Below are 26,378 nucleotides of genomic sequence, written 5' to 3' on the forward strand. Positions count from 1 at the left end.
CCGTGCACACCGCCGGAGACACCGCAGTCCACGAAGCCGATGCCCTTCTCGGCCAGCTCCGCGGCGTGCTTCTCGTCGTCCGTCCAGCGCGAGTTACCGCCGTCGACCACCACGTCACCGGGCTCCAGGAGCTCGCCCAGCTCGTCGACGGTGGACTGCGTCGCGGCGCCGGCCGGGACCATCACCCACACCACGCGCGGCGCCTGCAGGCTGTCCACAAGCTCACGCAGGCTGTGGACGTCCGAGACGTCCGGGTTGCGGTCGTAGCCCACTACGGTGTGGCCTGCGCGGCGGATCCGCTCGCGCATGTTGCCGCCCATCTTGCCGAGGCCGATGAGACCGAGCTCCATCAGTAGTTCCCTTTGGTTGCGAGGTGGGGTGTGGGCGCGTTCCGGCACCCACGTCCGAGCGTAAACCCGGCTCCGCACCGCCACCCGATGGGCGGCCCCTTGACCTGGTGCTTCGACCGGTGGCAGGCGACGCCGCGTGCGGCGCCACCCGTCCGGGGCGGCTCCGCGGTGCGCGGAACCGTCCGGAAAACGGCTCCGCGGTGCGCGGGGCACACCCCTGGCACCGCGGAGGGACAGCAGGTCAGCCGCTGAGGCGGACCGGCATGATCAGGTACTTGTAGGCCTCGTCGGCCTCGGCGTCCACGGCGGCCTTGCCGCTGAGCAGTGCCGGCTTGGTCGACGTGGTGAAGGACAGCTGCGCGACCGGGGAGTCGATGGCGCTCAGGCCGTCCAGCAGGAAGGTCGGGTTGAAGGCGATCGAGATGTCGTCGCCCTCCAGGTTGGCGTCGACCTTCTCCACAGCCTGTGCGTCGTCGCTGGAGCCCGCCTCCAGGATCAGCACGCCCTGCTCGAAGGTCAGCCGGACCGGGGTGTTCCGCTCGGCGACCAGGGCCACGCGCTTGACGGCCTCGACGAACGGGGCCGTCTCGATGGTGGCCACGCTGTTGAACTCGGTCGGGAAGAGCGTGCGGTACTTCGGGAGGTCGCCCTCCAGCAGTCGCGTCGTGGTGCGGCGGCCGGCGCCCTCGAAACCGATCAGGCCCTCGCCCTTGCCGGAGCCGGAGAGCGCCAGGATCACGCTGTCACCGCTGGTCAGCGCCTTGGCGGTGTCCAGCAGCGTCTTGGCGGGCACCAGCGCCACCGCGGAGGCGTCCGGGTTCTCCGGCTTCCACAGGAACTCGCGGACCGCGAAGCGGTAGCGGTCGGTGGAGGCCAGGGTGACGGTGTCGCCCTCGATCTCGATGCGCACACCGGTGAGCACCGGGAGGGTGTCGTCGCGGCCCGCGGCGATCGCGACCTGGGCGGCGGCCGCGGCGAAGACCTCGCCGGGGACCGTGCCGGTGGCGTTCGGCATCTGCGGGAGCGCGGGGTACTCCTCCACAGGGAGGGTGTGGAGGGTGAACCGGGACGAGCCGCAGACCACCGTCGCCCGCACGCCGTCGGTGGAGATCTCCACCGGGCGGTTGGGGAGGGCGCGGCAGATGTCGGCGAGGAGACGGCCGGAGACGAGCACCGTGCCCTCCTCCTCGACCTCGGCCTCCACCGAGACCCGGGCCGAGACCTCGTAGTCGAAGCTGGAGAGACTCAGCTGCCCGTCCTCGGCCTTCAGCAGCAGGCCCGCGAGGACCGGGGCCGGCGGACGGGCGGGCAGGCTGCGCGCAGCCCAGGCCACCGCCTCCGCGAGTACGTCGCGTTCCACCCGGATCTTCACCGTTGCCGCCTCCTGCTGTTGCCGGCGTCCCTCGCCCTGCTGGCCTTCGTCGGTGGTGTAGCCGGCTCCCCGGGAGGGGAGAACCACCGGGGACCAGTCTGACGCATCCCGCTGACAGCTGTTGCCGCTCGGGTCAAGTCGCACCGAGGCCCGTCAGGGCCGCCCGAGCCGAGTTGTGCACAGGACCCACTTCGAAACGAATTCCCGGCTCTCTCAAGTTGGGAGTAGTAGTAGGGGCTGTGGATACCGTGGATAACCCCGTTTTCCCAGGTCAGCCCCGGTTTTTTATCCACCGACCCTGTGGGTGGAGCCGGTGGACAACCCGGTGGTTCTGTGGACGGCGGAAAGTTCTGCACAGCCCATGCACAGGGAGGGGCTACTTCTCCCCAGCTGCGTCCCCAGCTTTTCCCAGGTTTCCCACACCCCACTCCCGCAGCATGATGTGACGCGCTTCACTCCGAGCAGTGATCCGGCCCTGGATGTTGCCGAACAGTGGACAGTGATGTGGAGAACCGCCGGTTCGCTGGGGACAACCAGCCACAACCTGTGGGTTGCCGGTGGACAACCGAAGCGGCCTCCTGTGGGCTTCGAGACTGTCCACAGGCTGTGGAAACTCTTCGTCCACGAATCCACAGGGCGCTGACCTGTTCTGATGAGCGGTCACCGGGGTTACCTGTGGACACATTCTGGACAACGTGGCCCTCCCCAGGCTGTGGATGCCAGAAAGTCCCCGAATCTGTGGAGGAAGACCGTAACCCCGGCTCCGCTCGAACGGAGTGGGCGGGTGTTCCCCTCCCGAAAGCGCCCGACAACTCCCCGAGAGCGGTTTGGCAGCGACCCCTGAGGCGGCCGACGGGCCGTCACGGGCGACGAAAAGCGCCCCGGAGCGGAACTCCGGGGCGCTCGTGACGCGTTCGTGCGGGACGGTGGCGGGGTCTGGGCCCCGGCCGGGTGCGGAACCGTTGCCCCCTGCCGCCGGCGGCTCGTGCCGCCTCAGCCGTTCTTGATGCGGTTGGTGAGCTCGGTGACCTGGTTGTAGATGGAGCGCCGCTCGGCCATCAGGGCGCGGATCTTCCGGTCGGCGTGCATCACCGTCGTGTGGTCGCGGCCGCCGAACTGCGCGCCGATCTTCGGCAGAGACAGGTCCGTGAGCTCACGGCACAGGTACATGGCGATCTGCCGTGCCGTCACCAGCGCCCGGCCGCGGGAGGTACCGCACAGGTCCTCCACGGTCAGCCCGAAGTAGTCGGCGGTGGCCGCCATGATGGCCGAGGCGGTGATCTCCGGCGCCGAGTCCTCGCCGCCGGGGATCAGGTCCTTGAGAACGATCTCGGTGAGCCCCAGGTCCACCGGCTGCCGGTTGAGCGAGGCGAACGCCGTCACCCGGATCAGCGCGCCCTCCAGTTCACGGATGTTCCGCGAGATCCGCGAGGCGATGAACTCCAGCACCTCCGGCGGGGCGTTCAGCTGCTCCTGCACGGCCTTCTTGCGGAGGATCGCGATCCGGGTCTCCAGCTCGGGAGGCTGGACGTCGGTGATCAGACCCCACTCGAACCGGTTGCGCAGCCGGTCCTCCAGCGTCACCAGCTGCTTGGGCGGCCGGTCGCTGGAGAGCACGATCTGCTTGTTCGCGTTGTGCAGGGTGTTGAAGGTGTGGAAGAACTCCTCCTGCGTCGACTCCTTGTCCGCGAGGAACTGGATGTCGTCGACCAGCAGGATGTCCATCTCCCGGTAGCGCTTGCGGAAGCTGTCGCCCTTGCCGTCACGGATCGAGTTGATGAACTCGTTGGTGAACTCCTCCGAGCTCACGTACCGCACCCGGGTGCCCGGGTAGAGGCTACGCGCGTAATGCCCGATGGCGTGCAGGAGATGGGTCTTGCCGAGCCCGGACTCCCCGTAGATGAACAGGGGGTTGTACGCCTTGGCGGGCGCCTCCGCCACGGCCACCGCCGCGGCGTGCGCGAAGCGGTTCGAGGCGCCGATGACGAACGTCTCGAAGAGGTACTTGGGGTTCAGGCGCGCCGCGGGCTCGCCCACGCCCGGGGTCCCCGCACCACCGCCCGCGCCGGAGCCGCCCAGAGAAGAAGAGGAGGACCCCGAGGAGGGCGAGGAGACGGAGGAGGGCGCCGGTGCGTAGCCGTCGTACCCGCCCCGGTCGAAGCCGGGCCGCTCGTAGCCGCCGTCGCCGCGCTGCGGACGCTCGTAGTCGCCGCGGTCCTGGCGGTCCTGGCGCGCGTCCCGGTCGGTGTGGTCGCCGCGGTCAACGCGCTCGCCACGGGAGTCGGGGGAACGCTCGTACCCGGGCCGGCCGTAGTCGGGCCGCTCGAAGTCCTTGCGCTCGGGGCGCTCGTAGTCGCTCCGGTCGTACTCGGGACGCTCCGGGCGCTCGGCGGGAGACCGGTCGTATTCGCGGCGGTCGTGATCCCGGCGGTCGTGGTCGCGCCGCTCGTACTCGGAGCGGGAGTAGTCCTGGCGGTCGTAGTCGCCGGACCGGCCGTAGGGGGCGCGGTGCCGTCCGTACTCCTGGGCCCCGTAGTCCTGGCCGTAGTCCTGGCCGCCGTACTCCTGGGAGGAGGAGGGCGTGGCGTACGGATCGCGCTCCGGGAAACCGAGCGGCTGCTGCTGCCAGCCGAAGTCCTGCTGTCCCGGACGCGGCCACGCCCCGGGCTCCGGGCGCTGGTGCTCCGGGTAGGCAGGGCGCGCGGTGGGCAGCTGCTCCTGCCGGGACTCCGGCGCGGCCTCGCGCGCCGGAGCGGCCGCGGGGCCCTCCAGCTCCTCCTGGCCGCCGCCCGACGGCGACGTGGACGGAGCCGGCGGCTCACCCATGGAGGTGTCGACGGTGATGGCGATACGAATGGGGCGCCCGCACTCACGGGTCAGCGTGTCGCTGACCACCGGGGCGAGCCGTCCCTCCAGCACCGTCTTGGCGAATTCGTTGGGGACCGCGAGGAGCGCCGTGTCGGCGACCAGGGCCAGCGGCTGGCAGCTGCGCAGCCACCTCTCGTCCTTGGCCTCCACTCCCTGCCCACGACCCTCGCCGAGGAGCCCGTCCAGCACCCGGGGCCACACTGCGGCAAGATCGGCGGGTACGTCAGCCACAGTGCACGCTCTCTCACAGGTCCCACGTCGGTGTGGTGCGGGACGATCGGTCGGCCGTCCGGCGGACGGCAGGTAACGAATCAGTCGGGCCGGGGGAGAACCGAACGAAACGGGAGTCCACCCACGGTAGTCAGGGCAACGGCTGTGCATCAAGTCGTTGTCCCCAGCCTGTGGACAGTGTGCCGCCGTGCCACGCCGGGCCGGAAATCGAGAGGGAAGGCGTCTTCCGCCCCGTCCCTCCGAAGGTCTGTCGCACCCCTGGTGAGCTGCGGTCACGAGGTAGGCTGCCGGGGTCACACAACCGTCGGGTTTGACCGGATGGCGCAGCCGCGCGTACCGTGACCAGGTCGAGTTGTCGATGGCTGCTGCCGCCTGCCTCCGATGGGCAAAGATCACGTACCAGTGATCGAGAAGCGGTGCACTCGGGCGTAAGCGAGCTACTCGTGGGCGCACGGTGACAGCCAGACGGCACCCGCCACCCACCGATTCATTTCTGGAGCCCCCGAGTGAGCAAGCGCACCTTCCAGCCGAACAACCGTCGTCGCGCGAAGACCCACGGCTTCCGGCTGCGTATGCGGACCCGTGCCGGCCGCGCGATCCTGGCGACCCGCCGCAGCAAGGGTCGCGCCCGTCTGTCCGCCTGATTCCGGTCAGGTCATGACGTCGTGCTGCCCACCGACAACCGGCTGAGGCGGCGCGAGGACTTCGCGACCGCTGTACGACGAGGGCGCCGGGCAGGCCGCCCGTCCCTCGTCGTCCACTTTCGTAGCGGTGCCACGGACCCGCACGCGCAGGGGGAGAGCGCTCCCCCGCCGCGTGCGGGTTTCGTCGTGAGCAAAGCCGTGGGCGGAGCAGTGGTGCGCAACAAGGTGAAGCGTCGACTTCGTCACTTGATGCGCGAGCGGGTCGCTCAGCTGCCCCCCGGTAGCCTGGTAGTCGTACGAGCGCTGCCCCCCGCGGGCGGCGCGGCCAACGAAGAACTGGCCCGAGACCTGGACGCCGCCCTCCAGCGGCTGCTGGGAGGGGGCACGCGATGAAGTACCCGCTGCTGGCTCTGATCAAGCTCTACCAGTGGACGATCAGTCCGCTGCTCGGGCCGGTGTGCAAGTACTACCCGTCGTGCTCCCACTACGGCTACCAGGCCATCGACCGGCACGGTGCGATCAAGGGATCGGCGCTCACCGCGTGGCGCATCCTGCGCTGCAACCCGTGGTCGCTCGGCGGCGTGGACCATGTGCCTGAGCGGAAACGTCCGCGCTGGCACGAGATGCTGCGAGCCTTCTGGCACGCACGCAAGGGCGGGACCTCCGCCGAATCCGCCACCGTGGAGCGAGGAGAGACGGGCAACCAGCCCGACCCCTCCCCGAGCCCGGCCGCAGAGACCCCGTCCCATGCCCAAGGAGCATGATTAGTGGACACGATTGCCGGCTTCTTCAGCTTTATCACCACACCCGTTTCCTGGATCATCGTCCAGTTCCACACCGTCTACGGCGCTCTCTTCGGCGAGTCCAGCGGCTGGGCCTGGGGTCTGTCGATCGTGTCCCTGGTGGTGCTGATCCGCATCTGCCTGATCCCGCTTTTTGTGAAGCAGATCAAGGCGACCCGGGCCATGCAGACGCTGCAGCCCGAGATGAAGAAGATCCAGGAGCGCTACAAGAACGACAAGCAGCGCCAGTCCGAAGAGATGATGAAGCTGTACAAGGAGTCGGGTACCAACCCGCTCTCCTCGTGCCTTCCCATCCTGGCGCAGTCGCCCTTCTTCTTCGCGCTGTACCACGTCCTGAACGCCATCGCGCAGGGCGAGCCCATCGGCGTCCTGAACCAGAGCCTGGTGGACAGCGCCCGCCAGGCCCACATCTTCGGCGCTCCTCTCGCTGCCAAGTTCACCAGCCCGGAGTCGGTGCTCGGGCCGCTCCAGGCCAGCGTCACCGACGTCCGCGTCGTGACCGTGGTCATGATCGTCCTGATGTCGCTGTCGCAGTTCTTCACCCAGCGCCAGCTGATGACGAAGAACGTCGACACCTCGGTGAAGACGCCGTTCATGCAGCAGCAGAAGATGCTGATGTACGTCTTCCCGGTGATCTTCGCGGTCTTCGGCATCAACTTCCCGGTCGGTGTCCTCGTCTACTGGCTGACCACCAACGTGTGGACCATGGGCCAGCAGATGTACGTGATCCACAACAACCCGACCCCGGGTTCCAAGGCCCAGGCCTCCTACCTCGAGCGGCTCGCCAAGAAGATCGAGCACAGCGGTTCCCTCCGTGGCCGTGGCCGCCGCGCCATCGTCAAGGCCATCGTCGCCAAGGGCCGTGACCGCAACCCCGCCGAGCGGAAGTTCATCACCGGGCTCAACAAGATGGGCTTCGCCGCCCAGCCCGACGGCACCGTGGTGAAGAGCGAGAAGCTCGCCGCCGACCAGGCCGTCGACGGGCCCGGGGCCACCACCCCCGCCGGCGCCCCCAAGCGCCAGCAGCCGAAGCGCCAGACCAAGGCCCAGCGCCAGGCCGCCGTCAAGGCCGCCGCCGACGCGGCCGAGGAGGAGGCGGAGGCCGCCGAGGGCGGCCACCCGAGCTCCGAGCCCCAGGACACCAAGCCGCAGGGCGCCAAGCCCCAGGGCGGTGCCACCAGGGCCGGTGGCGCCGGCAACGGCCGCAGCCGGGCCCAGTCGGGCCGTAAGGGTCCCCAGCAGCGCTCCAAGTCCTCGTCCAAGAAGTAAGCAAGAAGGAGCCCATCCCGTGACGGAAGGCACCATCCCCTCCGCCGCCGACGGCGCGGACGCCTTGACCCGCCTGGAGCAGGAGGGCGAGATCGCGGCGGATTACCTGGAAGGTCTGCTGGACATCGCCGACCTCGACGGCGACATCGACATGGACGTCGAGGCCGACCGGGCGGCCGTGTCGATCATCAGCGACTCGAGCGGCCGCGACCTGCAGAAGCTGGTCGGCCGTGACGGTGAGGTGCTGGAGGCTCTCCAGGAGCTCACTCGCCTGGCCGTGCACCGGGAGACCGGTGACCGCAGCCGCCTGATGCTGGACATCGCCGGCTTCCGGGCCCGCAAGCGCGAGGAGCTCTCCGAGATCGGCGCCAAGGCCGCGGCCGAGGCGCGCAGCAGCGGTGAGCCGGTGCGGCTGCGCCCGATGTCTCCGTTCGAGCGCAAGGTCGTGCACGACGCGGTCAAGGCCGCCGGTCTGCGGAGTGAGTCCGAGGGCGAGGAGCCGCAGCGCTTCGTCGTCGTACTGCCTGCCTGATTCGGCGCGCGTACGTTCCACGGCCCCGTCTGTTGAGCAGACGGGGCCGTGACTTTGTCAGCCTGGTAGTTCTGGTGGTCAGCGCCCAGTGCGCTTTTTGCGGTACGGAAGGACGGTCCTCGTGACGGAGGCAGCAGAGCTTCCCCCTGCGCCCGAGCAGGCGCGTGCAGTGTTCGGCGATCGCTTCGACGACGCCGTGCGGTACGCCGAACTGCTGGCGGAGGCAGGCGTGCAGCGCGGGCTCATCGGCCCACGTGAGGTGCCCCGGCTCTGGGAACGGCACCTGCTGAACTGCGCGGTGCTCTCCGAGGCCGTGCCCGAGGGCGTGACCGTCTGCGACGTCGGTTCCGGCGCCGGCCTCCCCGGCATCCCGCTGGCCCTGGTCCGCGGTGATCTGAAGATCACGCTGCTCGAGCCGCTGCTGCGGCGCACCAACTTCCTCACCGAGGTGGTGGAGCTGCTCGGGCTGGACCACGTGACGGTGGTACGCGGCCGTGCCGAAGAGGTCCTCGGCAAGCTGCCTCCGGTCCACGTGGTCACCGCGCGCGCCGTGGCGCCGCTGGACCGTCTGGCGACCTGGGGTATCCCGCTGCTGCGGCCCTACGGCGAGATGCTCGCACTGAAGGGCGACACCGCCGAGGAGGAGTTGAAGGCCGCATCCTCCGCGCTCAGCAAGCTCGGTGCCGTGGAGACCGGCGTCCTCCAGGTCGGCGACGGCGTGGTGGATCCGCTGTCGACCGTGGTGCAGGTGAAGGTCGGCGAGAGCCCGGGAGGCGTCCGGTTCGCTGCCAAGCGCGCCAAGGCTGCCCGCCCAGCCCGCGCCGCCCGCCGCCGCCGCTGACACCTGCCGTGGGCGGAGCGCTGCCCCGCCCACGGCCACGCGCGGCCGCGTGCCCCCTCCGGGGGTCCGCCGGTGGTCACTGGCGTCTGCTGGTACTCCACCCCGGTTCACGCAGGCCCCACGTTCCTGTCGTCCGGAGTGTCGGAGGGCCCGTCGGCCCCAGGCTCGGCATCGTTGTTTCACGTGAAACGTCGCTCACTCCTGCAAGGCGTCATCGGCCGCAGCCACGCCGCCGCCGAACCCCGCGACCGTAAGCCCGCCACCCCCCTCCGGAAACCCTCCAGCGGTTCACCGGACCGGGGCGACAAGTTGTCCACAGAGGCGGATTTCTCCACAGAACGACCGGCCTCACTGGTTCGCACCCCCAAAGGCATGGGACGCTCTGTGTATAGAGAGCCTGAAGTCGAGGAGAGTGAATCCTTGCGGTCCGACGCCAACATCGCGGGACCGATGACCGATCCGGTCCCCGGTCCCCGCACCGAGTCGCAGGGGGACGATGTTTCACGTGAAACACCGCCCCCCATGGACGACACCCCTATGGGACACGCCAGCCAGCAGGCGGTGGACGCCATGGGGCGCGCTGCCGGGGAAGGTCTGCCCCGCCCGGAGCAGACCCGGATCATCGTGGTCGCCAACCAGAAGGGCGGGGTCGGTAAGACCACCACGACGGTCAACGTCGCCGCCTCGTTGGCGCTGCACGGGAACCGCGTCCTGGTGGTCGACCTCGACCCCCAGGGCAACGCCTCGACCGCGCTGGGGATCGACCACCACGCCGAGGTCCCCTCGATCTACGACGTCCTGGTGGACAGCCGCCCTCTCTCCGAAGTGGTGCAGCCGGTACCGGACGTGGAAGGGCTCTTCTGTGCGCCCGCCACCATCGACCTGGCCGGTGCCGAGATCGAGCTGGTCTCTCTGGTGGCCCGTGAGAGCCGCCTACAGCGTGCGCTCCAGGCGTACGAGCAGCCGCTGGACTACGTCCTCATCGACTGCCCGCCGTCCCTGGGCCTGCTGACCGTCAACGCGATGGTGGCCGGCGCGGAGGTGCTCATCCCCATCCAGTGCGAGTACTACGCGCTGGAGGGTCTGGGGCAGCTGCTGAGGAACGTCGAGCTGATCCGGGGCCACCTGAACCCGAACCTGCATGTCTCGACGATCCTGCTCACCATGTACGACGGCCGGACGCGCCTGGCGTCCCAGGTCGCCGAAGAGGTTCGCACCCACTTCGGCGAGGAGGTGCTGCGCACCAGCATCCCGCGCTCGGTGCGGATCTCCGAGGCCCCCAGTTACGGGCAGACGGTTCTGACCTACGATCCAGGTTCGAGTGGTGCCCTCTCCTACCTGGAGGCGGCACGGGAGCTCGCACTCCGGGGCGTGGGCATCCGCTACGACGGCTCGCAGGCCCACACGGGCGCTGCGGTGGGGCAGCTGTCCGGCGGGCAGCCGCAGGGCGGTCAGGTCGCGGACGGTCAGATGATGAGCGGACAGAACATGGTGGAGGGGATCCAGTGAGTGAACGACGCAGAGGGCTGGGCCGCGGGCTTGGCGCGCTGATCCCCGCGGCACCGACAGGGGACAGGCCGGTCGGTGGTCCCGGGACGGCCGCTCCGGTCTCCGCGGGCACGGCGACCCAGACGGTTCCGACGGTCCCTGGTTCTGCCGGAGAGCGCGGTGTTCCGGCGGCCAAGCTGGCGTCCCTGCCGTCGGCCCTTCGGGAGGAGGACCACGCAGCGGGGTCGGCCTCCGAGCTGCCGGCTCCCCCGGTGGGCGCGTACTTCGCCGAACTCCCGCTGGACGCCATCACCCCCAACCCTCGGCAGCCCCGCAAGGAGTTCGACGAGGACGCACTGGCGGAGCTGGTCACCTCCATCAAGGAGGTCGGCCTGCTGCAGCCCGTGGTGGTCCGGCAGACGGGGCCGGGGCGCTACGAGCTCATCATGGGCGAGCGCCGGCTGCGGGCCAGCCGTAAGGCCGGCCTGGAGGCGATCCCTGCGATCGTCCGCGGGACCGAGGACGAGAAGCTCCTCCTCGACGCCTTGCTGGAGAACCTCCACCGCGCGCAGCTGAACCCGCTGGAGGAGGCCTTCGCCTACGACCAGCTCCTCAAGGACTTCGAGTGCACTCATGACCAGCTGGCGGACCGGATCGGCCGGTCCCGGCCTCAGGTCTCCAACACGCTGCGTCTGCTGAAGCTGTCCACCGCGGTACAGCGGCGCGTGGCGGCGGGCGTGCTCTCGGCCGGCCACGCCCGCGCGCTGCTCTCCATCGAGGACGCGGAGGAGCAGGACCGGATGGCGAAGCGGATCGTCGCCGAAGGGCTGTCGGTCCGTGCGGTGGAGGAGATCGTCCAGCTGATGGGCACCGGCCCGGAGAAGCCCGCTCGGGCCAAGGGGCCGCGTGCCGGCTCCAAGGTCTCGCCGGCTCTCTCTGAGCTCGCCACCCGTCTGTCGGACCGCTTCGAGACGCGCGTCAAGGTCGACCTCGGCAAGACCAAGGGCAAGATCACGGTCGAGTTCGCGTCCGTGGAGGACCTCGAGCGCATCCTGACGACACTGGCTCCCGACGAGGCGCCCATGCTCCAGGACATCTCGACGCCCCACGCCGAGGAAGACGGGCACGCCGGGGACCCGATCGAGTAGGCGACGATCGCCCCGACTGAATCGGCAGCGCGGGTCATGTTCGGCTAGTTCCGGACACGACCCGCGCTTTGCTTTGTGGAGCGGGCATAAGGGCCTCATGGTGGAGGGTGGGACCACAGGAAGCGAGGAAGAGCGTTCATGGGGCGTCGGCTTGTTCCGCTCACACTGGACAATCTCCAGGACCTACCGCGGCGCTGCCGAGGGTGTGTCTTCTGGGAACTGGACCCCTTCAGTGGGGAGACGGCTCTCCAGGACGGCACAGCCGAGGGCGAGAAGGAGTCCTGGATCTCCGCCGTCTTGCTGGACTGGGGTTCCTGCGGCCGCCTCGTCTACGTGGACGACGTGCCGGCCGGGTTCGTGCTCTATGCGCCGTCGGCCTATGTGCCGCGTGCCACGGCTTTCCCCACCAGTCCCGTTTCCCCGGACGCCGTCCAACTGATCACGTCGTTCATTCTTCCTGAGTTCCAAGGACAAGGCCTGGGCCGGGTCCTGGTGCAGACCGTGGCCAAGGATCTGCTGCGGCGGGGCTTCAAAGCGGTGGAAGCATTCGGCGACGCACGCTGGAAGGAGCCTGCCTGTCTGCTCCCCGCGGATCATCTGCTGGCGGTCGGCTTCAAGACGGTCCGCTCCCATCCGACCTACCCGCGACTGCGCCTGGAACTGCGCTCGACGCTCTCCTGGAAGGAGGACGTCGAGATGGCCCTGGACCGGCTGCTGGGCGCCGTGCAGAAGGAACCGGCACTCCGCCCGCTCTGAGGGCCGGCGGAGCCGGAGAAGGGCGAAGGGCCGACCCGTCCGGGTCGGCCCTTCGCCGGCGTGTTCCTCGCATGTTTCACGTGAAACGAGGTTTCACGTGAAACATGGCCTCACTCGGAGATGAACTCGTCGAGGTCCCGCACGATCATCGCCTTCGGCTTGGCGCCGACGATGGTCTTGGCAACCTCGCCGCCCTGGTAGACGTTCAGGGTCGGGATCGACATGACGCCGTACTTCGCCGCAGTCGCCGGGTTCTCGTCGATGTTGAGCTTGACGACCTCGATCTTGTCCGCGTGCTCGGCGGCGATCGCTTCCAGCGACGGGGCGATCTGACGGCACGGGCCGCACCAAGCGGCCCAGAAGTCCACGAGGACGGGCTTGTCGCTCTTCAAGACCTCTTCTTCGAAGGTCTCGTCGGTGACGTTCTTCAGGCTGCCAGCCACTGAGGGCTCCTCACTACGAATCGGGGGGAAGGAAATCAGGCCGAGGTCTTCTCCGGCTCCGCCTGCTGCTCGGAGTCGGAGAGAGAAGCCAGGTAGCGCTCGGCGTCCAGGGCGGCGGAACAGCCGGTGCCTGCGGCGGTGATCGCCTGACGGTAGGTGTGGTCCACCACGTCGCCGGCGCCGAAGACGCCCGTCAGGTTGGTGCGGGTGGAGGGGGCGTCCACCTTGAGGTAGCCCTCGTCATCGAGCTCCAGCTGACCCTTGAAGAGCTCGGTGCGCGGGTCGTGACCGATGGCGATGAACAGACCGGTGACCGCCAGGTCCGAGAGCTCGCCGGTCTTCACGTTGCGCAGCTTCAGGCCCGAGAGCTTGGCGTCGCCCTGCACCTCGGCGACCTCGCTGTCCCAGATGAACCGGATCTTCGGGTCGGCGAAGGCACGCTCCTGCATCGCCTTGGAGGCTCGCAGGGTGTCCCGGCGGTGGACGATGGTGACCGACTTGGCGAACCGGGAGAGGAAGGTCGCTTCCTCCATCGCTGTGTCGCCGCCGCCGATCACGGCGATGTCGTGCTCCCGGAAGAAGAAGCCGTCACAGGTGGCGCACCAGGAAACGCCTCGCCCGGAGAGCGCGTCCTCGTTCGGCAGGCCCAGCTTGCGGTGCTGGGAGCCGGTGGTGACGATGACGGCCTTGGCGCGGTGCACCGTGCCCGCAGTGTCGGTGACGGTCTTGATCTCACCGGCCAGGTCGACGGAGACGACGTCGTCCGGGATCAGCTCCGCACCGAAGCGCTCCGCCTGGGCGCGCATGTTGTCCATGAGCTCCGGGCCCATGATGCCGGTCTGGAAGCCGGGGAAGTTCTCGACCTCGGTGGTGTTCATCAGGGCGCCACCGGCGGTGACGGCGCCCTCGAACACCAGCGGCTTCAGCGACGCGCGCGCGGTGTAGAGCGCCGCCGTGTAGCCGGCGGGCCCTGAGCCGATGATGATCACGTTACGGACGTCGCTCACGGCGGGTTTCCTCGTCTCTGGACTGCGTCTTCAGGGGCTCTTCTGGTGCGGTGAGCCTGGTTCGGTGCTCTCACCTCACCCCAACGGATCCTAGAGGCCGGGCATTCCCCGCTGTGCGCGGGCACGCGAGTGTCTCAGGGCGGGCGTCCAGCGGTCGTCGTCAGTTCGAGGACCGGGCGTACGAGCGCCGGAGGAGAACGTCTCCCTTGGTCTCCTTGCCCGAGGAGGCCTGGGTGATGCACGAAGCGTCCACCACGTAGGCAGTCACCCGGGAGTCCTTCGCGGGGTCGGGAAGGACCACCAGGTAGGCGTCCTTCTCCTGGAACCTGCCGCGCTGAGCGGCGAGTGCCTCCGCATCTCCACCGATCCCTGCCCGGATACAGGCGGGGACCTCGACAGCCGGCCGGACCAGGGTACGGGGCTGGGGAGAGGACGACTGCGTAGAGATGTCGGCCTCGTCGAGGAGGCCGGTCACGCGTTGTTGGAGCGGCTGTCCGGAGAAGGTGGCCGCCGTGGCGGGGGGCGTGTCCGTCTGGAAGGGCTGGGTTACCCAGACGCCGATGCCGAGCGCCGCAGCGACGAAGGCAGCGCCGAGCGTCAGGGAGCGTCGGCGGGATGCGCGCGTCCGAGGCCTGCTTTCACCGGGGCGGCCCGGGCCGGTGGCTGCGACGGGCTTCCGGCCAGCGGGACGCGATCCGGCGCGGCCGGCGGGCCGTGCCGCGTCTCGCTCTGTTTCACGTGAAACATCTGCCGCACGAGCAGCACCGGGGTCGAGCGCACCCGGGGATGCGGCAGCCGCGGTGTCGGAGGCGCTCAGCAGCGCTTCGGCGGCGAGGGCGGCGTCGATCCGTCCGGAGACGTCGGCAGGCATCCGCACCGGGCCCGGGAGGGTTCCGAGGGCGCAGCGGATCTCCTCCAGTGCCGAGAGGACGTCGGCGCAGAGCACGCAGTCGTCGAGGTGACCGCGCACCGACTCTGTACGGTCGGGCGCGAGTGCCCCCTCCGCCAGGTCGGAGATCTCGGTGACGTCCGGGTGCCCGGCCGTGTCCTTCGTCGCGGTCACGCTCGTTCACCTCCGCCCTTCGCGGTAGCAGAATCGGTGGGTCCGGTGAGGGGCTTCTCAGAGACCCCAGGTGGGACGGACGCGCGGGGCGGGTGGTTCCGTCCTTCACCCGAAGGGTGTCCTGGTCGGGCACGGGGCGGCCGCAGATGGGTCAGCAGAGGCAGCAACCGTGCTCTCCCTCGGGCGCAGCGGCTCTTCACGGTGCCGACGGGGACGTCGAGGATGCCCGCCGCCTCCACGACGGGATACCCCTGCATGTCCACCAGGACCAGGGCCGCACGCTGGTCGGCGGGCAGGGTGGCGAGAGCCGCGACCAGTTCCCGCTGGAGGTCGTTGCGCTCGGCCGGGGCGGAGGCCGCCTCGTGCGGCTCCAGCAACTGCTCCATGCGCTCGGGGTCGTCCACCGGTGACGTTCTGCGGGTCGCTGCCTTGCGGATGCGGTCCAGGCAGGCGTTCACGGTGATGCGGTGCAGCCAGGTGGTGACGGCCGAGTGGCCACGGAAGGTGTGCGCGGAGCGGTAGGCGGAGACCAGGGCGTCCTGGACGGCGTCGGCCGCCTCTTCCCGGTCGCCGAGGGTGCGGAGTGCCACCGCCCACAGCCGGTCACGATGGCGGCGGACCAGTTCACCGAAGGCGTCGGGGTCGCCCCGGAGGTGGAGGTCCAGCAGTTCCTGGTCGTTCGTTCCGCCGTACCCGCCGACGTCCGCCATCCGCCCCTCCCCCTGTGGTTCCTTGCCCGGGGTGGGCCGCTCACCCTGTGGCATCCGGAGCGGCGACCCGTCCCCGATGCGTCAGCTGGTCACCTTGATGTCGACCACCCGGCCGCGGAACGTGCCGGCGCTCTCCGGCGGCAGCTTGGTCAGCCAGACCAGAAGGTAGCGGGACTCGAGGTCCTTGCCAGGAGTGAGCGTGACCTTCGTACCGGAGCCCTGGGCCACCTTCTTGAACGCGTCGAAGGAGTTGGGCTGTGCGCCGTCCGCGCCGGAGGCCGCGCGCAGCTCGACCGAGGTCTCACCCACGAACGTGACAGTGACCTTGCCGACCGACTGCTTCTTGCCGAGGTCGAGGATGACTCCGACACCCGGCTTCAGATTGCCGAACTTGGCATCACCCGAGTAGTAGTCCGTCTGCCAGTAGGTGCCGGGCGTCTTGTCGTAGACCTTCCCTATGTCCGCGGGCTTCTCGCGGCCGTCCCTGGCGAACGGATCGAAATCCGTGGCGTCCTTGATGGCTATCGGCAGAGGCGTCTTCGGCTTCTCATCCTGCGGCGCGTTCTGCGGCACCGTGTCGAGCGGTTCGGGTTTCTTGTCCAGCAAGGTGGCCGCGAGCTGCCAGCTGCCGAGGCCCAGGGCGGCGATCAGGAGCGCCGAGACGGCCCACTTGAGCGCCTTGCCCGTCTTGGTGTCCAGCGGAGCGGGCGGGGTGGGCACGGGCGGCGGCACGGGGCCCGCCGCCGTGTAGCCGGTCGGGGCGTAGGGAGGCCGCGCGTACTCCGACGGCGGGGTGAAGGAAGGCTCGGGGCGCCGGACGCGCGGCATCTCCGTGACCGCCTTGGCCAGCTCCTCCGGAGTCGTGCAGGCGGACTCGTGGCGGGAGGCGGTGGCGCCGTTGTTGGCGAGGGCACGCATCGCCAGCTCGGACAGGCCCAGGTGGACCCCGGCCCGGACCTGGTCCGGGGGGATCAGCCCGAGGTCCTTGGGCAGGCCGGCGAGACCGTGGGCATCCGTCTCGTAGGGCCAGCGGTGGGTGAGGGCGGCGTAGAGAAGGGCGCCGAGGGCTTCGGTGTCGGCGCGCTGCGGGGTGTCCGTGCTGATGCCGCGCAGGGCGGAGCTCACGGCGAGGCCGCGGATCCGCCACTGTCCCGCGGAGGTCCGCAGAACGGTGCTCGGGGTGAGGCAGAGGTGGGCGAGGCCCTCGCGGTGGGCCGCCGCCATGGCCTGGGAGACCTGTAGCACCATCTGGTAGGCCTCGTGTGCCTCCAGCGGTCCGGAGGCCAGCAGGCCGGTGAGTTCGGTGGCGTCGGGGAGCCACTCGTGGACCACGTAGACGAGGTCGTCGTCCTCGACCGCGTCGAGGACCTGGACGAACCGGGGGTCACCGAGGAGAGCCGCGGCGCGGGCTGCGGACAGGACCGAACGGGCGCGAGGGTGGTCGGTCGGCAGGATGTGCACGCCGACGGCACGGCGCAGCATCTCGTCCATCGCCCGCCAGCTGCTGAACCCGTCCAGACGGGTGACGCATTCCTCCAGGCGGTACCGCCTGGCCAGCTTGTGACCGCTGTGCAGTTCGAGCGCCTGGGCCGGGACCTGGTCCGTCACGACCATGTCGCCCTGCGTCTGGTCGTGCTCCGTGCCCGGTTGCCGCTTCTGGGCCACCCCGTCGGCCGTGGACTTCTCCGCCTCGGCGGTCGACGACTCGTCGCCGCCTTTGCCTGCCACGTCGACGGCAGCTGTGCTTCGTTCCGCCACCGTCGTTCCTGCCTCCCCATCCATCGCGTGCTCACCACGCCGAAACCCATTGTGCCCACAGTCCGTCACTCCGCACGACAAGCGGTGGCGGCCGATGGTTGTGCGCCTACCCCGGACTCATCGCCCGAGGCGTCCCCTGACCATGCCGACCAGAGAGTTCAGCTCCTCCACCCTCATCCGCCGGGCGGCGAGGAAGAAGACTCCGAGAAGAACGATGCCGCCCAGGATGAGCGCGCTCAGCGATCCGAGAAGACTCCAGCCCAGAGTCTGGCCGATGCCGTAGCAGACGGCCCCGCTGAGTGCGGCGGCCGGAACCGACGCGATGCAGAGCCTGGCATATGTCCGCAGTACGCGGGAGCCGTCGAGGTCACCGCCGAGCTTCTTGCGCAGGCGCCGCCAGGCGACGCCCACGCCGATGCCGTACGCCAGGCCGTAGGAGGCGGCCATGCCGACCACGGCCCAGCGGGCCGGCAGCAGCAGGAAGCAGAGGAACGACGCGCCGGCGTTGCCCGCCGCGACGATCACGGTGTTGTAGAAGGGGGTCCGGGTGTCCTCGTAGGCGTAGAAGGCACGCAGCACCACGTACTGGACCGAATAGGGGATCAGGCCGAGGCCGAAGGCCATCAGCATGTAGCCCATGTTGGTCGCCGCGGAGGTGCCGGAGCCGCCGAACATCAGGTTGCACATGGGGACGCCCAGGGCGATGAAGCCGAAGGCGATCGGGACGATCGCGACGGCCGTGGTCCGCAGGCCCTGCGAGATGTCGTCCCGGACCGCGCCGGTGTCGTCCTCCGCGGCGGAGCGGGCCAGCCGGGGCAGCAGCGCGGCCATCAGCGACACGGTGATGATCGCCTGCGGCAGGCCCCAGATCAGCTGGGCGTTTGCGTAGGCGCTGAAGCCGGTGCCGTTCTTGTCGCCGCTGTCCATGAGGGCCCGGGTGGCCAACTGGGAGACCACCACTGCGCCGAGTTGGTTGGCGAGCACGAAGAGGACGGTCCACTTGGCCAGCTTGGCGGCCTTGCCCAGGCCGTGTCCGCGCCAGTCGAAGCGCAGTCGGAGGCGGAAGCCGCTCTCCTTGAGGTACGGGATCATCGCCAGCGCCTGGACCACCAATCCCAGCAGCACGCCGATGCCGATGAGACGGACGCCTTCCGGCGGGATGCTCTCCACGCTCATCTTCGAGTCGGCGGACGTGCCGTAGACCCAGAGGAACATGCCGAGCGTCACGATGATGACGATGTTGTTGAGGACCGGGGTCCACATCATCGCGCCGAACCGGTTCCTCGCATTGAGGATCTGACCCATGACGACATGGACGCCCATGAAGAAGATCGTGGGCAGGAAGTACAGGCTGAGGGTGACGGCGACGTCGTTCGCCGCGGGGTCTCCGGCGAGGGAGTCCGACAGGGCCCGGACCAGAAGCGGTGCGCCCACCATGGCGAGCCCGGTGAGGACGGCCAGCGACACCATCACCAGGGTGAGGAGGCGGTTGGCGTACGCCTCGCCGCCGTCCTCGTCGTTCTTCATGGCGCGCACCAGCTGAGGCACGAAGACCGAGTTCAGGCCGCCACCCACGGTGAGGATGTAGATCATCGTCGGCAGCTGGTAAGAGACCTGGAACGCCTCACCGAGCAGCCCGAGGCCCAGGGCGGCGACGATCATCATCGACCGGATGAAGCCGGTGAGCCGCGACACCAGGGTGCCGGCGGCCATCACGGCACTCGACTTGAGGATGCCGGAGGCGCGGCCGCCCTTCTTGGCCGCCGCCGCGGGCTCCTCCGGTCCGCCGGCCGCGGGGCCGGACGGCTCTGGGCGGGCCTGAGGCGCGCCGGCGGGCCCTGGAGGCACGCCGGGGACCGTCGGAGGCTGCGCGGGGCCAGGGACGCCCACCGGGGGCATCCCCGCGCCCGCTGCGGGGCCGACCGGAGGCCGGGCACCGCTCGGCTGCTGGTCGCGGTAGAGGTTGGCGAACGCGTCCTGGTTCTGACCCGCCGAGGGGGCGCCGCTCACCAGCTCGTCGACGCCGACGTAAGGGGAGTGGTCGTCCGCGGACGGCCGGGCGCCTGCCGGCGCCTGGCCGGGTGCCGGGGCCCAGACCCGCGGGTCCGGAGCGCGGGGCGGCTCGGGGGCCCGCGGACCCCCCTGCGGGGCGTGCGCCTCCGGCGTCACCGGCGGCCGCACCGAAGGGTCGTAGAGCCCGTCGCCGGCCGGATCCTGCGTAGGCAGGTCCTGGCCACGGTAGGGATCCTGGTCGTGGGCGTCCTGGAAGTACGTGTCCGCGGGCGGCGGAGGCACCTGCCCGTGCTCGGTCGGCGGCACCCCGGGGTGGCCCGGCCCGCTCGCGGACCGGCCGCGGTCACCGTCGTACGGCGCGTTCATGGTTACCCCACCTCATGGTTCCCGGGCCGACCGGCCTCGACATCGCTCAACGGTCCACTTTCTCACCCGTGGCGGACGGGTCGGCGCTTTCCGCCGAGGTGTCCGGGGCCGGGTCACTCGCCTGCTCGGAGGCGTCCGGAGTCCGGCCGGGGCCGTCCCCCTGCTCGGCCGCGGCGTCGGCCTCCGCGTCGCGGCGGGCCGCGGCGCGCTTGCGCTGGGTGTACATCCGGAATCCGGCCAGCACCAGGATCAGCACGCCGCCGCCGATCACCAGCATGACCGTCGCCGTCACCTCGGTGGCCCGCACCTTGAACGTCACCGAACGACCGTAGGCCTGGCCGTCCTCGGTGTAGAGCTGGGCGACGACGGTGGACGGGCCGTTGGCGTTCGCCGAGGTGGTGAACTTCACCGACTGGCTGCGGCTGCCGGCCACGGTGATCGGCTGTTCGTCGTACCGCTTCCCGTTGATCTCCAGACGCGTCGGGTTGGTGGAGGTCAGCCTGACCACCAGGCCCTCGACGTCCTGCAGGAGGTCGTTCTTGACGGTCACCGGGATGGTGGCGCTGTGCCCGGAGAGCTTGGTCTCCGACTTGTCGATCAGCCACACACGATCGGCGAGGTCGTCCAGGTACGCCTTGACATCGGCACGGTAGTCGCCCGCCGCCCCGGCGTGCCCCCGCCAGGAGACGGACATCGCGCGGTTCATGGCCAGTCCGAAGGGAGTCACCACGCGTCCCTTCCTGCTGAGGATGACCTTGAAGCTGTTGAGCTTGTCCTGCGTCCGTGCGATCTGCTCGAAGGCCTCTCGGGGGAGTTCCTTCTTGCGCAGTGCGGAGGGGTAGGCCGAGCGGGGCGGCAGCGACGAGGAGGCGCGCGGATCGGGGTCCGTCTCCGCGGTCTCCGACAGCGCCTGCGGCAGGGACCAGGATCCTTCCCGGAGGGCGGTCAGGGCCTCGGCCATGGCCTGCGCCTGGGCGGCGGACGGCGTGCGCTGCGGAGCGACGAGGATGCTGCGCTCCCGGCTGGTCTGCTGGGTGATCGCGACGCTCTGTCCGAGGAACTGCTGCACGGCCTGGGTGGAGTTCTCCGCCCGGGACAGGTCGCCCTGGAAGGCGGTCGACAGCAGTGCGTCGGCCACCACGGCGGTGGTGCCACCGCCGATGGGCCGGGCGGCGGACGGGGTGTACGACAGGCCGTCCTTGAGACTGTCGCTGCGTGCGATCACCTTGTCGGCGCCGGCTGAGGTGGCCACGTTCTTGATCGCGGGGTCGAGCGCGCCGTCGACGGGCCAGGCGTACTCCGTGGAGGCCTCCACGTGGAGGACGGTCCGTACGGTCAGGGCGGCCACATCGGTCGCGCTCTTGAGCTGGTTCAGGGTGCCGCTGACGTTGCGGCCGTTGTGCGCGATGGACGCCAGGTCCGGGTCCGCGAACGGCAGCGCGACGACCTCTTCGTCCTGGACCGCCGCGGTGAGCTTGGACAGCCAGCGGGCCGCATCCTTCTGATGCGCGCCGCGGACGCTGCGGCCGTCCTCCCCCTTCACCTCGTAGGCGCTGTCCGCCATCACGTCGACCGTGGCCAGAAGGTCCGGGTCGACCACCCATGTGATGTCCAGGTCGTCGCCCAGGGAGACCATCCGGTCCAGGCGGCCGCCGGGTGCGATCTCCTTGCCCAGGGAGTCGTTCAGGAACACCGGGGCCCGGTCGTCGTCGGAGGCGGTCTCGGCGGTCATGCTGACATCCGAGATCAACGGCCACAGGAAGGTCGTGCGGGTGGCGGTCCGGGTGTCCGGCTGCCAGGGAAGGACGGTCCGCCGGATGCCGAGCACCTGCTCCGCCCACGGCTGTTCAGCGGTCAGGCCCGAGACCGAGGCGCCGAACTGGTAGACCCCCGCCTCGCCAAGGCCCAGTTCGTCGGCCGGGACCGTCATGGTGAAGACCTGCGAGACCTTCGGCTCAAGCCGCTCGAACCCGGTGGTGTACTTGCCGCCGACCGGGTTGCCGTCCACACCGGGCTGGAACGCGGTGTGCCGGGAGACGTTGTCGATGGCCGAGCGGGTCCCCAGGGCCTGTCCCAGCCGGAGGTCCACCCGGGCCTTGGTGATCGGCTTCTTGGTGGTGTTGGTGACGGTGCCCGACACGGTCAGCGTGTCGCCCTCGGAGAGGACGCCGGGCGTCACCTTGTTCAGAGAGACCGAGACCGGACCGGAGGCGGTTTCGGCGGTCTTCGCCGTGGTCGGCGCGCTCGCCGGAGCCGCGGTCGCCTCCTCGGCGGAGGGCAGGAAGAGGAAGCCGGCCAGCAGAGGCGCTCCGGCCAGCACTGCGCCGGTGCGCCGCAACCACCGGCGGCCAGGTGAGGAACTCATCCCCTGGAAGTCTGCCGCCTGGGCCACGCGCTCGTCCGTCCCTCGTCGTCGGTGGTGGTCTTCGGTACCGGATTCTCGGCTGCCGGTCGTACGCGACCGGTCGCGGATCGTGCCGCTCGTCGGCGCCTGTCCGAGTGTGCGTCCAGGCATGGTAACGAGGTGCGAGGAGCAGATGCGCCGCGGACCGCTCCAGCACGATCAAGCTCACTGTGTGGACCGTCACCCGGGCACTCGGAAATTACTGGCGAGCGGTGGCGGGGCCGGGCCACGTACTCTTTTCTGTTGTGCCGAACGCCAATGAAGACAAGTCCAGTGCCCTGAGCCAGGCCGAGAGCCTCGCGGTCAGCGAACTGCTCCGCGTGGCTCCCGTCGCCGACGACCTAGGACGCCGATTCCAGGACGCGGGGTTCCGTCTCGCGCTGGTCGGCGGATCGGTACGGGACGCCCTGCTGGGCAGGCTGGGCAACGATCTGGACTTCACCACCGACGCCCGCCCCGAGGACGTCCTGAAGATCGTCCGGCCGTGGGCCGAGGCCGTCTGGGAGGTGGGCATCGCCTTCGGCACCGTGGGTTGCCAGAAGGACGGTTACCAGATCGAGGTCACCACCTACCGCTCGGAGGCGTACGACCGCACCTCACGGAAGCCCGAGGTGTCCTACGGCGACTCCATCGAGCAGGACCTGGTGCGGCGGGACTTCACGGTCAACGCCATGGCGCTCGCGCTTCCGGAGCAGGAGTTCATCGACCCGCACGGAGGCCGGGAGGACCTGGCACGCCGCGTGCTGCGCACGCCGGGCACCCCCGAGGAGTCCTTCTCCGACGACCCGCTGCGCATGATGCGCGCCGCGCGCTTCGCGGCGCAGCTGGACTTCGAGGTGGCGCCCGAGGTGGTCGCCGCGATGACCGACATGGCCGGCCGGATCGAGATCGTCTCCGCCGAGCGGGTCCGGGACGAGCTCAACAAACTGATCCTCTCCGCACGGCCGCGCAAGGGCCTCACGCTGCTGGTGGACACCGGTCTGGCCGACCACGTGCTGCCCGAGCTTCCGGCGCTGCGCCTGGAGCGGGACGAGCACCACCGGCACAAGGACGTCTACGACCACACGCTGATCGTGCTGGAGCAGGCCATCGACCTGGAGGAGGACGGCCCCGACCTGGTCCTCCGTCTTTCCGCGCTGCTCCACGACATCGGCAAGCCGCGCACCCGCCGCTTCGAGCAGGACGGCAGGGTCTCCTTCCACCACCACGAGGTGGTGGGCGCCAAGATGACCAAGAAGCGCATGACAGCGCTGAAGTACCCGAACGAGATGGTGAAGGACGTCTCCCGACTGGTCGAACTCCACCTTCGCTTCCACGGGTACGGGACCGGCGAGTGGACCGACTCCGCGGTGCGCCGCTACGTGCGGGACGCAGGTCCTCTTCTCGACCGCCTGCACAAGCTGACTCGCTCGGACTGCACCACCCGTAACAAGCGGAAGGCGACCGCGCTGTCGCGCGCCTACGACGGACTCGAGGAGCGCATCGCCCAACTGCAGGAGCAGGAGGAGCTGGATTCGATCCGCCCGGACCTCGACGGCAACCAGATCATGGAGATTCTGGGCGTCGGCCCCGGGCCGGTGATCGGTCGGGCTTACTCGTTCCTGTTGGAGCTTCGCCTGGAGAACGGGCCGATGGAGCACGACGCCGCCGTGGCAGCGCTCAAGGAATGGTGGGCCGGCCAGAGCTGATCAGGCCCGACCGCCGACCGGTCACCGTTTCACGTGAAACGTCGGTGTCCGGAGGTGGTGGCGAGGTGGTGGAGTGATGGGCGATGTTTCACGTGAAACATTGCCCATCACGCGTCCGAGGGCCGCGTCCGGTCTGGTGCCCGGCCGGCGAGCCGCAGCAGGACCAGTGTGGTGAGGCCGTAGAGCGCCGCCACGGTGAGGACCAGGGACGGGGAGCGACCGTCGTGCGGCAGCATCAGTGCCGCCAGCCCGGCCGCGGCGACGAACGCCACGTTGAAGAGGACGTCGTACAGGGAGAAGATCCGGCCCCGGAACTTGTCCTCGGTGTGGGACTGCACCACCGTGTCGGTCGAGATCTTCGCGCCCTGGGTGACAAGCCCCAGGACGAAGGCGGCCACCAGGACGGACGTCGGGCGGAACGGCAGGACCAGTGCCGGTGCGAGCACCGTGGCACTCCCGGCGCAGATCGTCATCCAGCGCATCGGGCCCAGTCGACCGGCCACCGAAGGCGTGATCACCGCGGCGGCGAAGAAGCCGGCCCCCGAGACCGCGACTGCCACACCCAGCAGCGCCAGGCCGTCCCGTGTGCCTCCCACGGTCGTCTCGTCGTTCCAGGTGTGACGGCAGAGCATCAGCACCATCACCGTCTGGGCGCCGTAGCAGAAGCGCATCAGCGTCATCGCGACCAGCGCCCAGGCCGTCTGCCGCCTCTCGGATTCCCCGAGGTGCCGAAGACCGTCGGCCAGGCCGCGGGCGGTGCCGCTGACCGCCTGACGCATCTTCGGGGCGGTAACCCCGTTCCGGTCCGGCCCCAGCAGGGACGGCGCCATGCGGAGCGAGGCGAGCGCGGCACAGAGGTAGAGAGCGGCGCCCAGCAGCACCACCACGGCGTCCGAGTCCGCGCCGGCCAGGCGGACCACGAAGGCCAGACCGCCACCGACGGTGGCCGCCAGGGTGCCTGCCGTCGGAGTGAGGGAGTTGGCCGTGACCAGCTGCTCGCCGTCGACGACGCGGGGCAGGGAGGCCGAGAGGCCGGCCAGGACGAAGCGGTTGACCGCCGTCACGCACAGCGCGGAGGCGTAGAACAGCGGCCCGGGCGCACCGCCCAGCATGAGGAACGCGGTCACCAGGGCGAGCAGCGCGCGCAGCAGGCTGCCGAACAGCAGGACCTGACGGCGGCGCCACCGGTCGAGAAGGACCCCGGCGAACGGACCCACGAAGGAGTACGGAAGGAGCAGTACGGCCATGGCGGAGGCGATGGCCGCCGCCGAGGTCTGCTGCTCGGGGGAGAAGACGACGTAGGTGGCGAGCGCCACCTGATAGACGCCGTCCGCCGCCTGCGAGAGCAGTCGAACACCGAGCAGGCGTCGGAAGTCCCGCAGGCGGAGCAGGACGGACAGGTCGCGTACAGCGGACATGGCGCTCAGCCTCACATACGCAGGCCCGGGAACGGGGGGAGGGGCCCCGGGCGACATGCCCGGGGCCCCTCCTGAGTCCCAGTGGTGCTCCCGCCGGTTCACGCCGGCGAGGGGACGGGTGTCAGCGCTCGACCTCACCCGCGATGAACTTCTCGACGCTGGTGCGGGCCTCGTCGTCGAAGTACTGGACCGGCGGGGACTTCATGAAGTAGCTCGACGCGGAGAGGATCGGGCCACCGATGCCCCGGTCCTTGGCGATCTTCGCAGCGCGCAGGGCATCGATGATGACACCCGCCGAGTTCGGGGAGTCCCAGACCTCGAGCTTGTACTCCAGGTTCAGCGGGACGTCACCGAAGGCGCGGCCCTCGAGGCGGACGTACGCCCACTTGCGGTCGTCCAGCCAGGCCACGTAGTCGGACGGGCCGATGTGGACGTTCTTCTCGCCGAGGTCCCGGTCGGGGATCTGCGAGGTGACGGCCTGCGTCTTGGAGATCTTCTTCGACTCGAGGCGGTCGCGCTCGAGCATGTTCTTGAAGTCCATGTTGCCGCCGACGTTGAGCTGCATGGTGCGGTCCAGGACCACGCCGCGGTCCTCGAACAGCTTCGCCATCACGCGGTGCGTGATGGTGGCGCCGACCTGGGACTTGATGTCGTCGCCGACGATCGGGACACCGGCCTCGGTGAACTTGTCAGCCCACTCCTTGGTGCCGGCGATGAAGACCGGGAGGGCGTTGACGAAGGCGACCTTGGCGTCGATGGCGCACTGGGCGTAGAAGCGGGCCGCGTCCTCGGAACCGACGGGCAGGTAGCAGACCAGCACGTCGACCTTCTGGTCCTTGAGGACCTGGACGACGTCGACCGGCTCCTCGGCGGACTCCTCGATGGTCTCGCGGTAGTACTTGCCGAGGCCGTCGAGGGTGTGACCACGCTGGACCGTGACACCGGTACGCGGCACGTCACAGATCTTGATGGTGTTGTTCTCGGAGGCGCCGATGGCGTCGGCGAGGTCGAGACCGACCTTCTTGGTGTCGACGTCGAAGGCGGCGACGAACTCCACGTCACGGACGTGGTACTCGCCGAACTGCACGTGCATCAGGCCAGGCACCTTGGACGCCGGGTCGGCGTCCTTGTAGTACTCGACGCCCTGCACCAGCGAGGCGGCGCAGTTGCCCACGCCGACGATGGCTACGCGAACCGAACCCATTG

General features: G+C 69.7%; 22 protein-coding genes. 10 read left to right on the plus strand and 12 right to left on the minus strand.

All coding sequences use genetic code 11. The features are described from left to right. The 3 genes from ABT026_RS10290 to dnaA form a co-directional block, all read right to left on the minus strand. Positions 1 to 398, minus strand: a 398-nt coding sequence (locus ABT026_RS10290) for an NAD(P)-binding domain-containing protein (protein WP_351113729.1), incomplete at its 3' end; no start/stop codon positions are given. A 193-nt stretch (positions 399 to 591) separates the two neighbouring features. Then, positions 592 to 1,722 (minus strand): DNA polymerase III subunit beta, encoded by a 1,131-nt coding sequence (gene dnaN / locus ABT026_RS10295; protein ID WP_351113885.1) that lies wholly within the window; start codon positions 1,720 to 1,722, stop codon positions 592 to 594. A gap of 993 nt (positions 1,723 to 2,715) precedes the next feature. Next, a complete protein-coding gene (gene dnaA, locus ABT026_RS10300; protein ID WP_351113730.1) occupies positions 2,716 to 4,821 on the minus strand; it encodes a chromosomal replication initiator protein DnaA in 2,106 nt (701 codons plus the stop codon). Positions 4,822 to 5,327: 506 nt separating this feature from the next. On the opposite strand from dnaA, the gene rpmH reads away from it, so the two are divergent. The 9 genes from rpmH to ABT026_RS10345 all read left to right on the plus strand — a co-directional run bounded on the left by rpmH (position 5,328) and on the right by ABT026_RS10345 (position 12,302). Further along, on the plus strand, positions 5,328 to 5,465 hold the full coding sequence (gene rpmH / locus ABT026_RS10305) for a 50S ribosomal protein L34 (RefSeq protein ID WP_003975051.1): 138 nt from the start codon (positions 5,328 to 5,330) through the stop codon (positions 5,463 to 5,465). Between the two features lie 21 nt (positions 5,466 to 5,486). Continuing rightward, a complete protein-coding gene (gene rnpA, locus ABT026_RS10310; RefSeq protein WP_351113732.1) occupies positions 5,487 to 5,858 on the plus strand; it encodes a ribonuclease P protein component in 372 nt (123 codons plus the stop codon). Then, positions 5,855 to 6,229, plus strand: coding sequence for a membrane protein insertion efficiency factor YidD (gene yidD / locus ABT026_RS10315; RefSeq protein ID WP_351113734.1), 375 nt, complete (start codon positions 5,855 to 5,857; stop codon positions 6,227 to 6,229). The genes rnpA and yidD overlap by 4 nt, the downstream gene beginning before the upstream one ends. A gap of 3 nt (positions 6,230 to 6,232) precedes the next feature. Beyond that, complete coding sequence (gene yidC / locus ABT026_RS10320) at positions 6,233 to 7,537, plus strand: membrane protein insertase YidC (protein ID WP_351113735.1); 1,305 nt, start codon at positions 6,233 to 6,235, stop codon at positions 7,535 to 7,537. Between the two features lie 19 nt (positions 7,538 to 7,556). Beyond that, positions 7,557 to 8,069, plus strand: coding sequence for a Jag family protein (locus tag ABT026_RS10325; RefSeq protein ID WP_351113736.1), 513 nt, complete (start codon positions 7,557 to 7,559; stop codon positions 8,067 to 8,069). A 121-nt stretch (positions 8,070 to 8,190) separates the two neighbouring features. After that, a complete protein-coding gene (gene rsmG, locus ABT026_RS10330) occupies positions 8,191 to 8,910 on the plus strand; it encodes a 16S rRNA (guanine(527)-N(7))-methyltransferase RsmG (RefSeq protein WP_351113737.1) in 720 nt (239 codons plus the stop codon). 372 nt (positions 8,911 to 9,282) lie between these two features. Continuing rightward, positions 9,283 to 10,419, plus strand: a complete 1,137-nt coding sequence (locus ABT026_RS10335; protein WP_351113738.1) for a ParA family protein — start codon at positions 9,283 to 9,285, stop codon at positions 10,417 to 10,419. Continuing rightward, entirely contained in the window at positions 10,416 to 11,546 is a 1,131-nt protein-coding gene (locus ABT026_RS10340; protein WP_351113739.1) for a ParB/RepB/Spo0J family partition protein, read from the plus strand. Before ABT026_RS10335 ends, ABT026_RS10340 begins: the two co-directional genes overlap by 4 nt. 138 nt (positions 11,547 to 11,684) lie before the next feature. Beyond that, a complete protein-coding gene (locus ABT026_RS10345; protein WP_351113740.1) occupies positions 11,685 to 12,302 on the plus strand; it encodes a GNAT family N-acetyltransferase in 618 nt (205 codons plus the stop codon). 110 nt (positions 12,303 to 12,412) lie between these two features. Here the strand turns inward: ABT026_RS10345 and trxA are convergent, their stop codons facing one another. From trxA to ABT026_RS10380, 7 genes are all read right to left on the minus strand, one after another. After that, on the minus strand, positions 12,413 to 12,745 hold the full coding sequence (trxA, locus tag ABT026_RS10350) for a thioredoxin (RefSeq protein ID WP_351113741.1): 333 nt from the start codon (positions 12,743 to 12,745) through the stop codon (positions 12,413 to 12,415). Positions 12,746 to 12,780: 35 nt separating this feature from the next. Next, positions 12,781 to 13,752, minus strand: a complete 972-nt coding sequence (trxB, locus tag ABT026_RS10355; RefSeq protein ID WP_351113742.1) for a thioredoxin-disulfide reductase — start codon at positions 13,750 to 13,752, stop codon at positions 12,781 to 12,783. A gap of 160 nt (positions 13,753 to 13,912) precedes the next feature. Then, entirely contained in the window at positions 13,913 to 14,815 is a 903-nt protein-coding gene (locus tag ABT026_RS10360; protein WP_351113743.1) for an RsmA family anti-sigma factor, read from the minus strand. Next, positions 14,812 to 15,525: an RNA polymerase sigma factor SigM gene (gene sigM, locus ABT026_RS10365; RefSeq protein ID WP_351113744.1), complete on the minus strand. Its 714-nt coding sequence runs from the start codon at positions 15,523 to 15,525 to the stop codon at positions 14,812 to 14,814. Before sigM ends, ABT026_RS10360 begins: the two co-directional genes overlap by 4 nt. A gap of 81 nt (positions 15,526 to 15,606) precedes the next feature. Next, positions 15,607 to 17,283 (minus strand): protein kinase family protein, encoded by a 1,677-nt coding sequence (locus tag ABT026_RS10370; RefSeq protein ID WP_351113746.1) that lies wholly within the window; start codon positions 17,281 to 17,283, stop codon positions 15,607 to 15,609. A 117-nt stretch (positions 17,284 to 17,400) separates the two neighbouring features. Continuing rightward, positions 17,401 to 19,662 carry a murein biosynthesis integral membrane protein MurJ gene (murJ, locus tag ABT026_RS10375; protein WP_351113747.1) on the minus strand — a complete coding sequence of 754 codons (2,262 nt, stop codon included), beginning with the start codon at positions 19,660 to 19,662 and terminating at the stop codon, positions 17,401 to 17,403. 46 nt (positions 19,663 to 19,708) lie between these two features. Continuing rightward, complete coding sequence (locus tag ABT026_RS10380) at positions 19,709 to 22,054, minus strand: DUF6049 family protein (protein WP_351113748.1); 2,346 nt, start codon at positions 22,052 to 22,054, stop codon at positions 19,709 to 19,711. A gap of 257 nt (positions 22,055 to 22,311) precedes the next feature. On the opposite strand from ABT026_RS10380, the gene ABT026_RS10385 reads away from it, so the two are divergent. Beyond that, positions 22,312 to 23,754 carry a CCA tRNA nucleotidyltransferase gene (locus tag ABT026_RS10385; protein ID WP_351113749.1) on the plus strand — a complete coding sequence of 481 codons (1,443 nt, stop codon included), beginning with the start codon at positions 22,312 to 22,314 and terminating at the stop codon, positions 23,752 to 23,754. A gap of 107 nt (positions 23,755 to 23,861) precedes the next feature. Here ABT026_RS10385 and ABT026_RS10390 read toward each other — a convergent pair whose 3' ends face one another. Together ABT026_RS10390 and ABT026_RS10395 are read right to left on the minus strand one after the other, a co-directional pair. After that, positions 23,862 to 25,172, minus strand: coding sequence for an MFS transporter (locus tag ABT026_RS10390; protein ID WP_351113750.1), 1,311 nt, complete (start codon positions 25,170 to 25,172; stop codon positions 23,862 to 23,864). 121 nt (positions 25,173 to 25,293) lie between these two features. After that, positions 25,294 to 26,376: an inositol-3-phosphate synthase gene (locus ABT026_RS10395; RefSeq protein WP_351113751.1), complete on the minus strand. Its 1,083-nt coding sequence runs from the start codon at positions 26,374 to 26,376 to the stop codon at positions 25,294 to 25,296. Positions 26,377 to 26,378: the final 2 nt, after the last annotated feature.

Origin of the sequence: Streptomyces sp. NPDC002734 (genome assembly GCF_040295685.1) — a bacterium.
Taxonomy (GTDB): Bacteria; Actinomycetota; Actinomycetes; order Streptomycetales; family Streptomycetaceae; genus Streptomyces.

Coding starts and splice junctions, on each gene's coding strand:
- yidD (WP_351113734.1), top strand. CDS start 5,855: ATGAAGTACCCGCTGCTGGCTCTGATCAAGCTCTACCAGTGGACGATC.
- ABT026_RS10335 (WP_351113738.1), top strand. CDS start 9,283: ATGGGACGCTCTGTGTATAGAGAGCCTGAAGTCGAGGAGAGTGAATCC.
- ABT026_RS10345 (WP_351113740.1), top strand. CDS start 11,685: ATGGGGCGTCGGCTTGTTCCGCTCACACTGGACAATCTCCAGGACCTA.
- sigM (WP_351113744.1), bottom strand. CDS start 15,525: ATGGCGGACGTCGGCGGGTACGGCGGAACGAACGACCAGGAACTGCTG.
- murJ (WP_351113747.1), bottom strand. CDS start 19,662: ATGAACGCGCCGTACGACGGTGACCGCGGCCGGTCCGCGAGCGGGCCG.
- ABT026_RS10390 (WP_351113750.1), bottom strand. CDS start 25,172: ATGTCCGCTGTACGCGACCTGTCCGTCCTGCTCCGCCTGCGGGACTTC.
- ABT026_RS10395 (WP_351113751.1), bottom strand. CDS start 26,376: ATGGGTTCGGTTCGCGTAGCCATCGTCGGCGTGGGCAACTGCGCCGCC.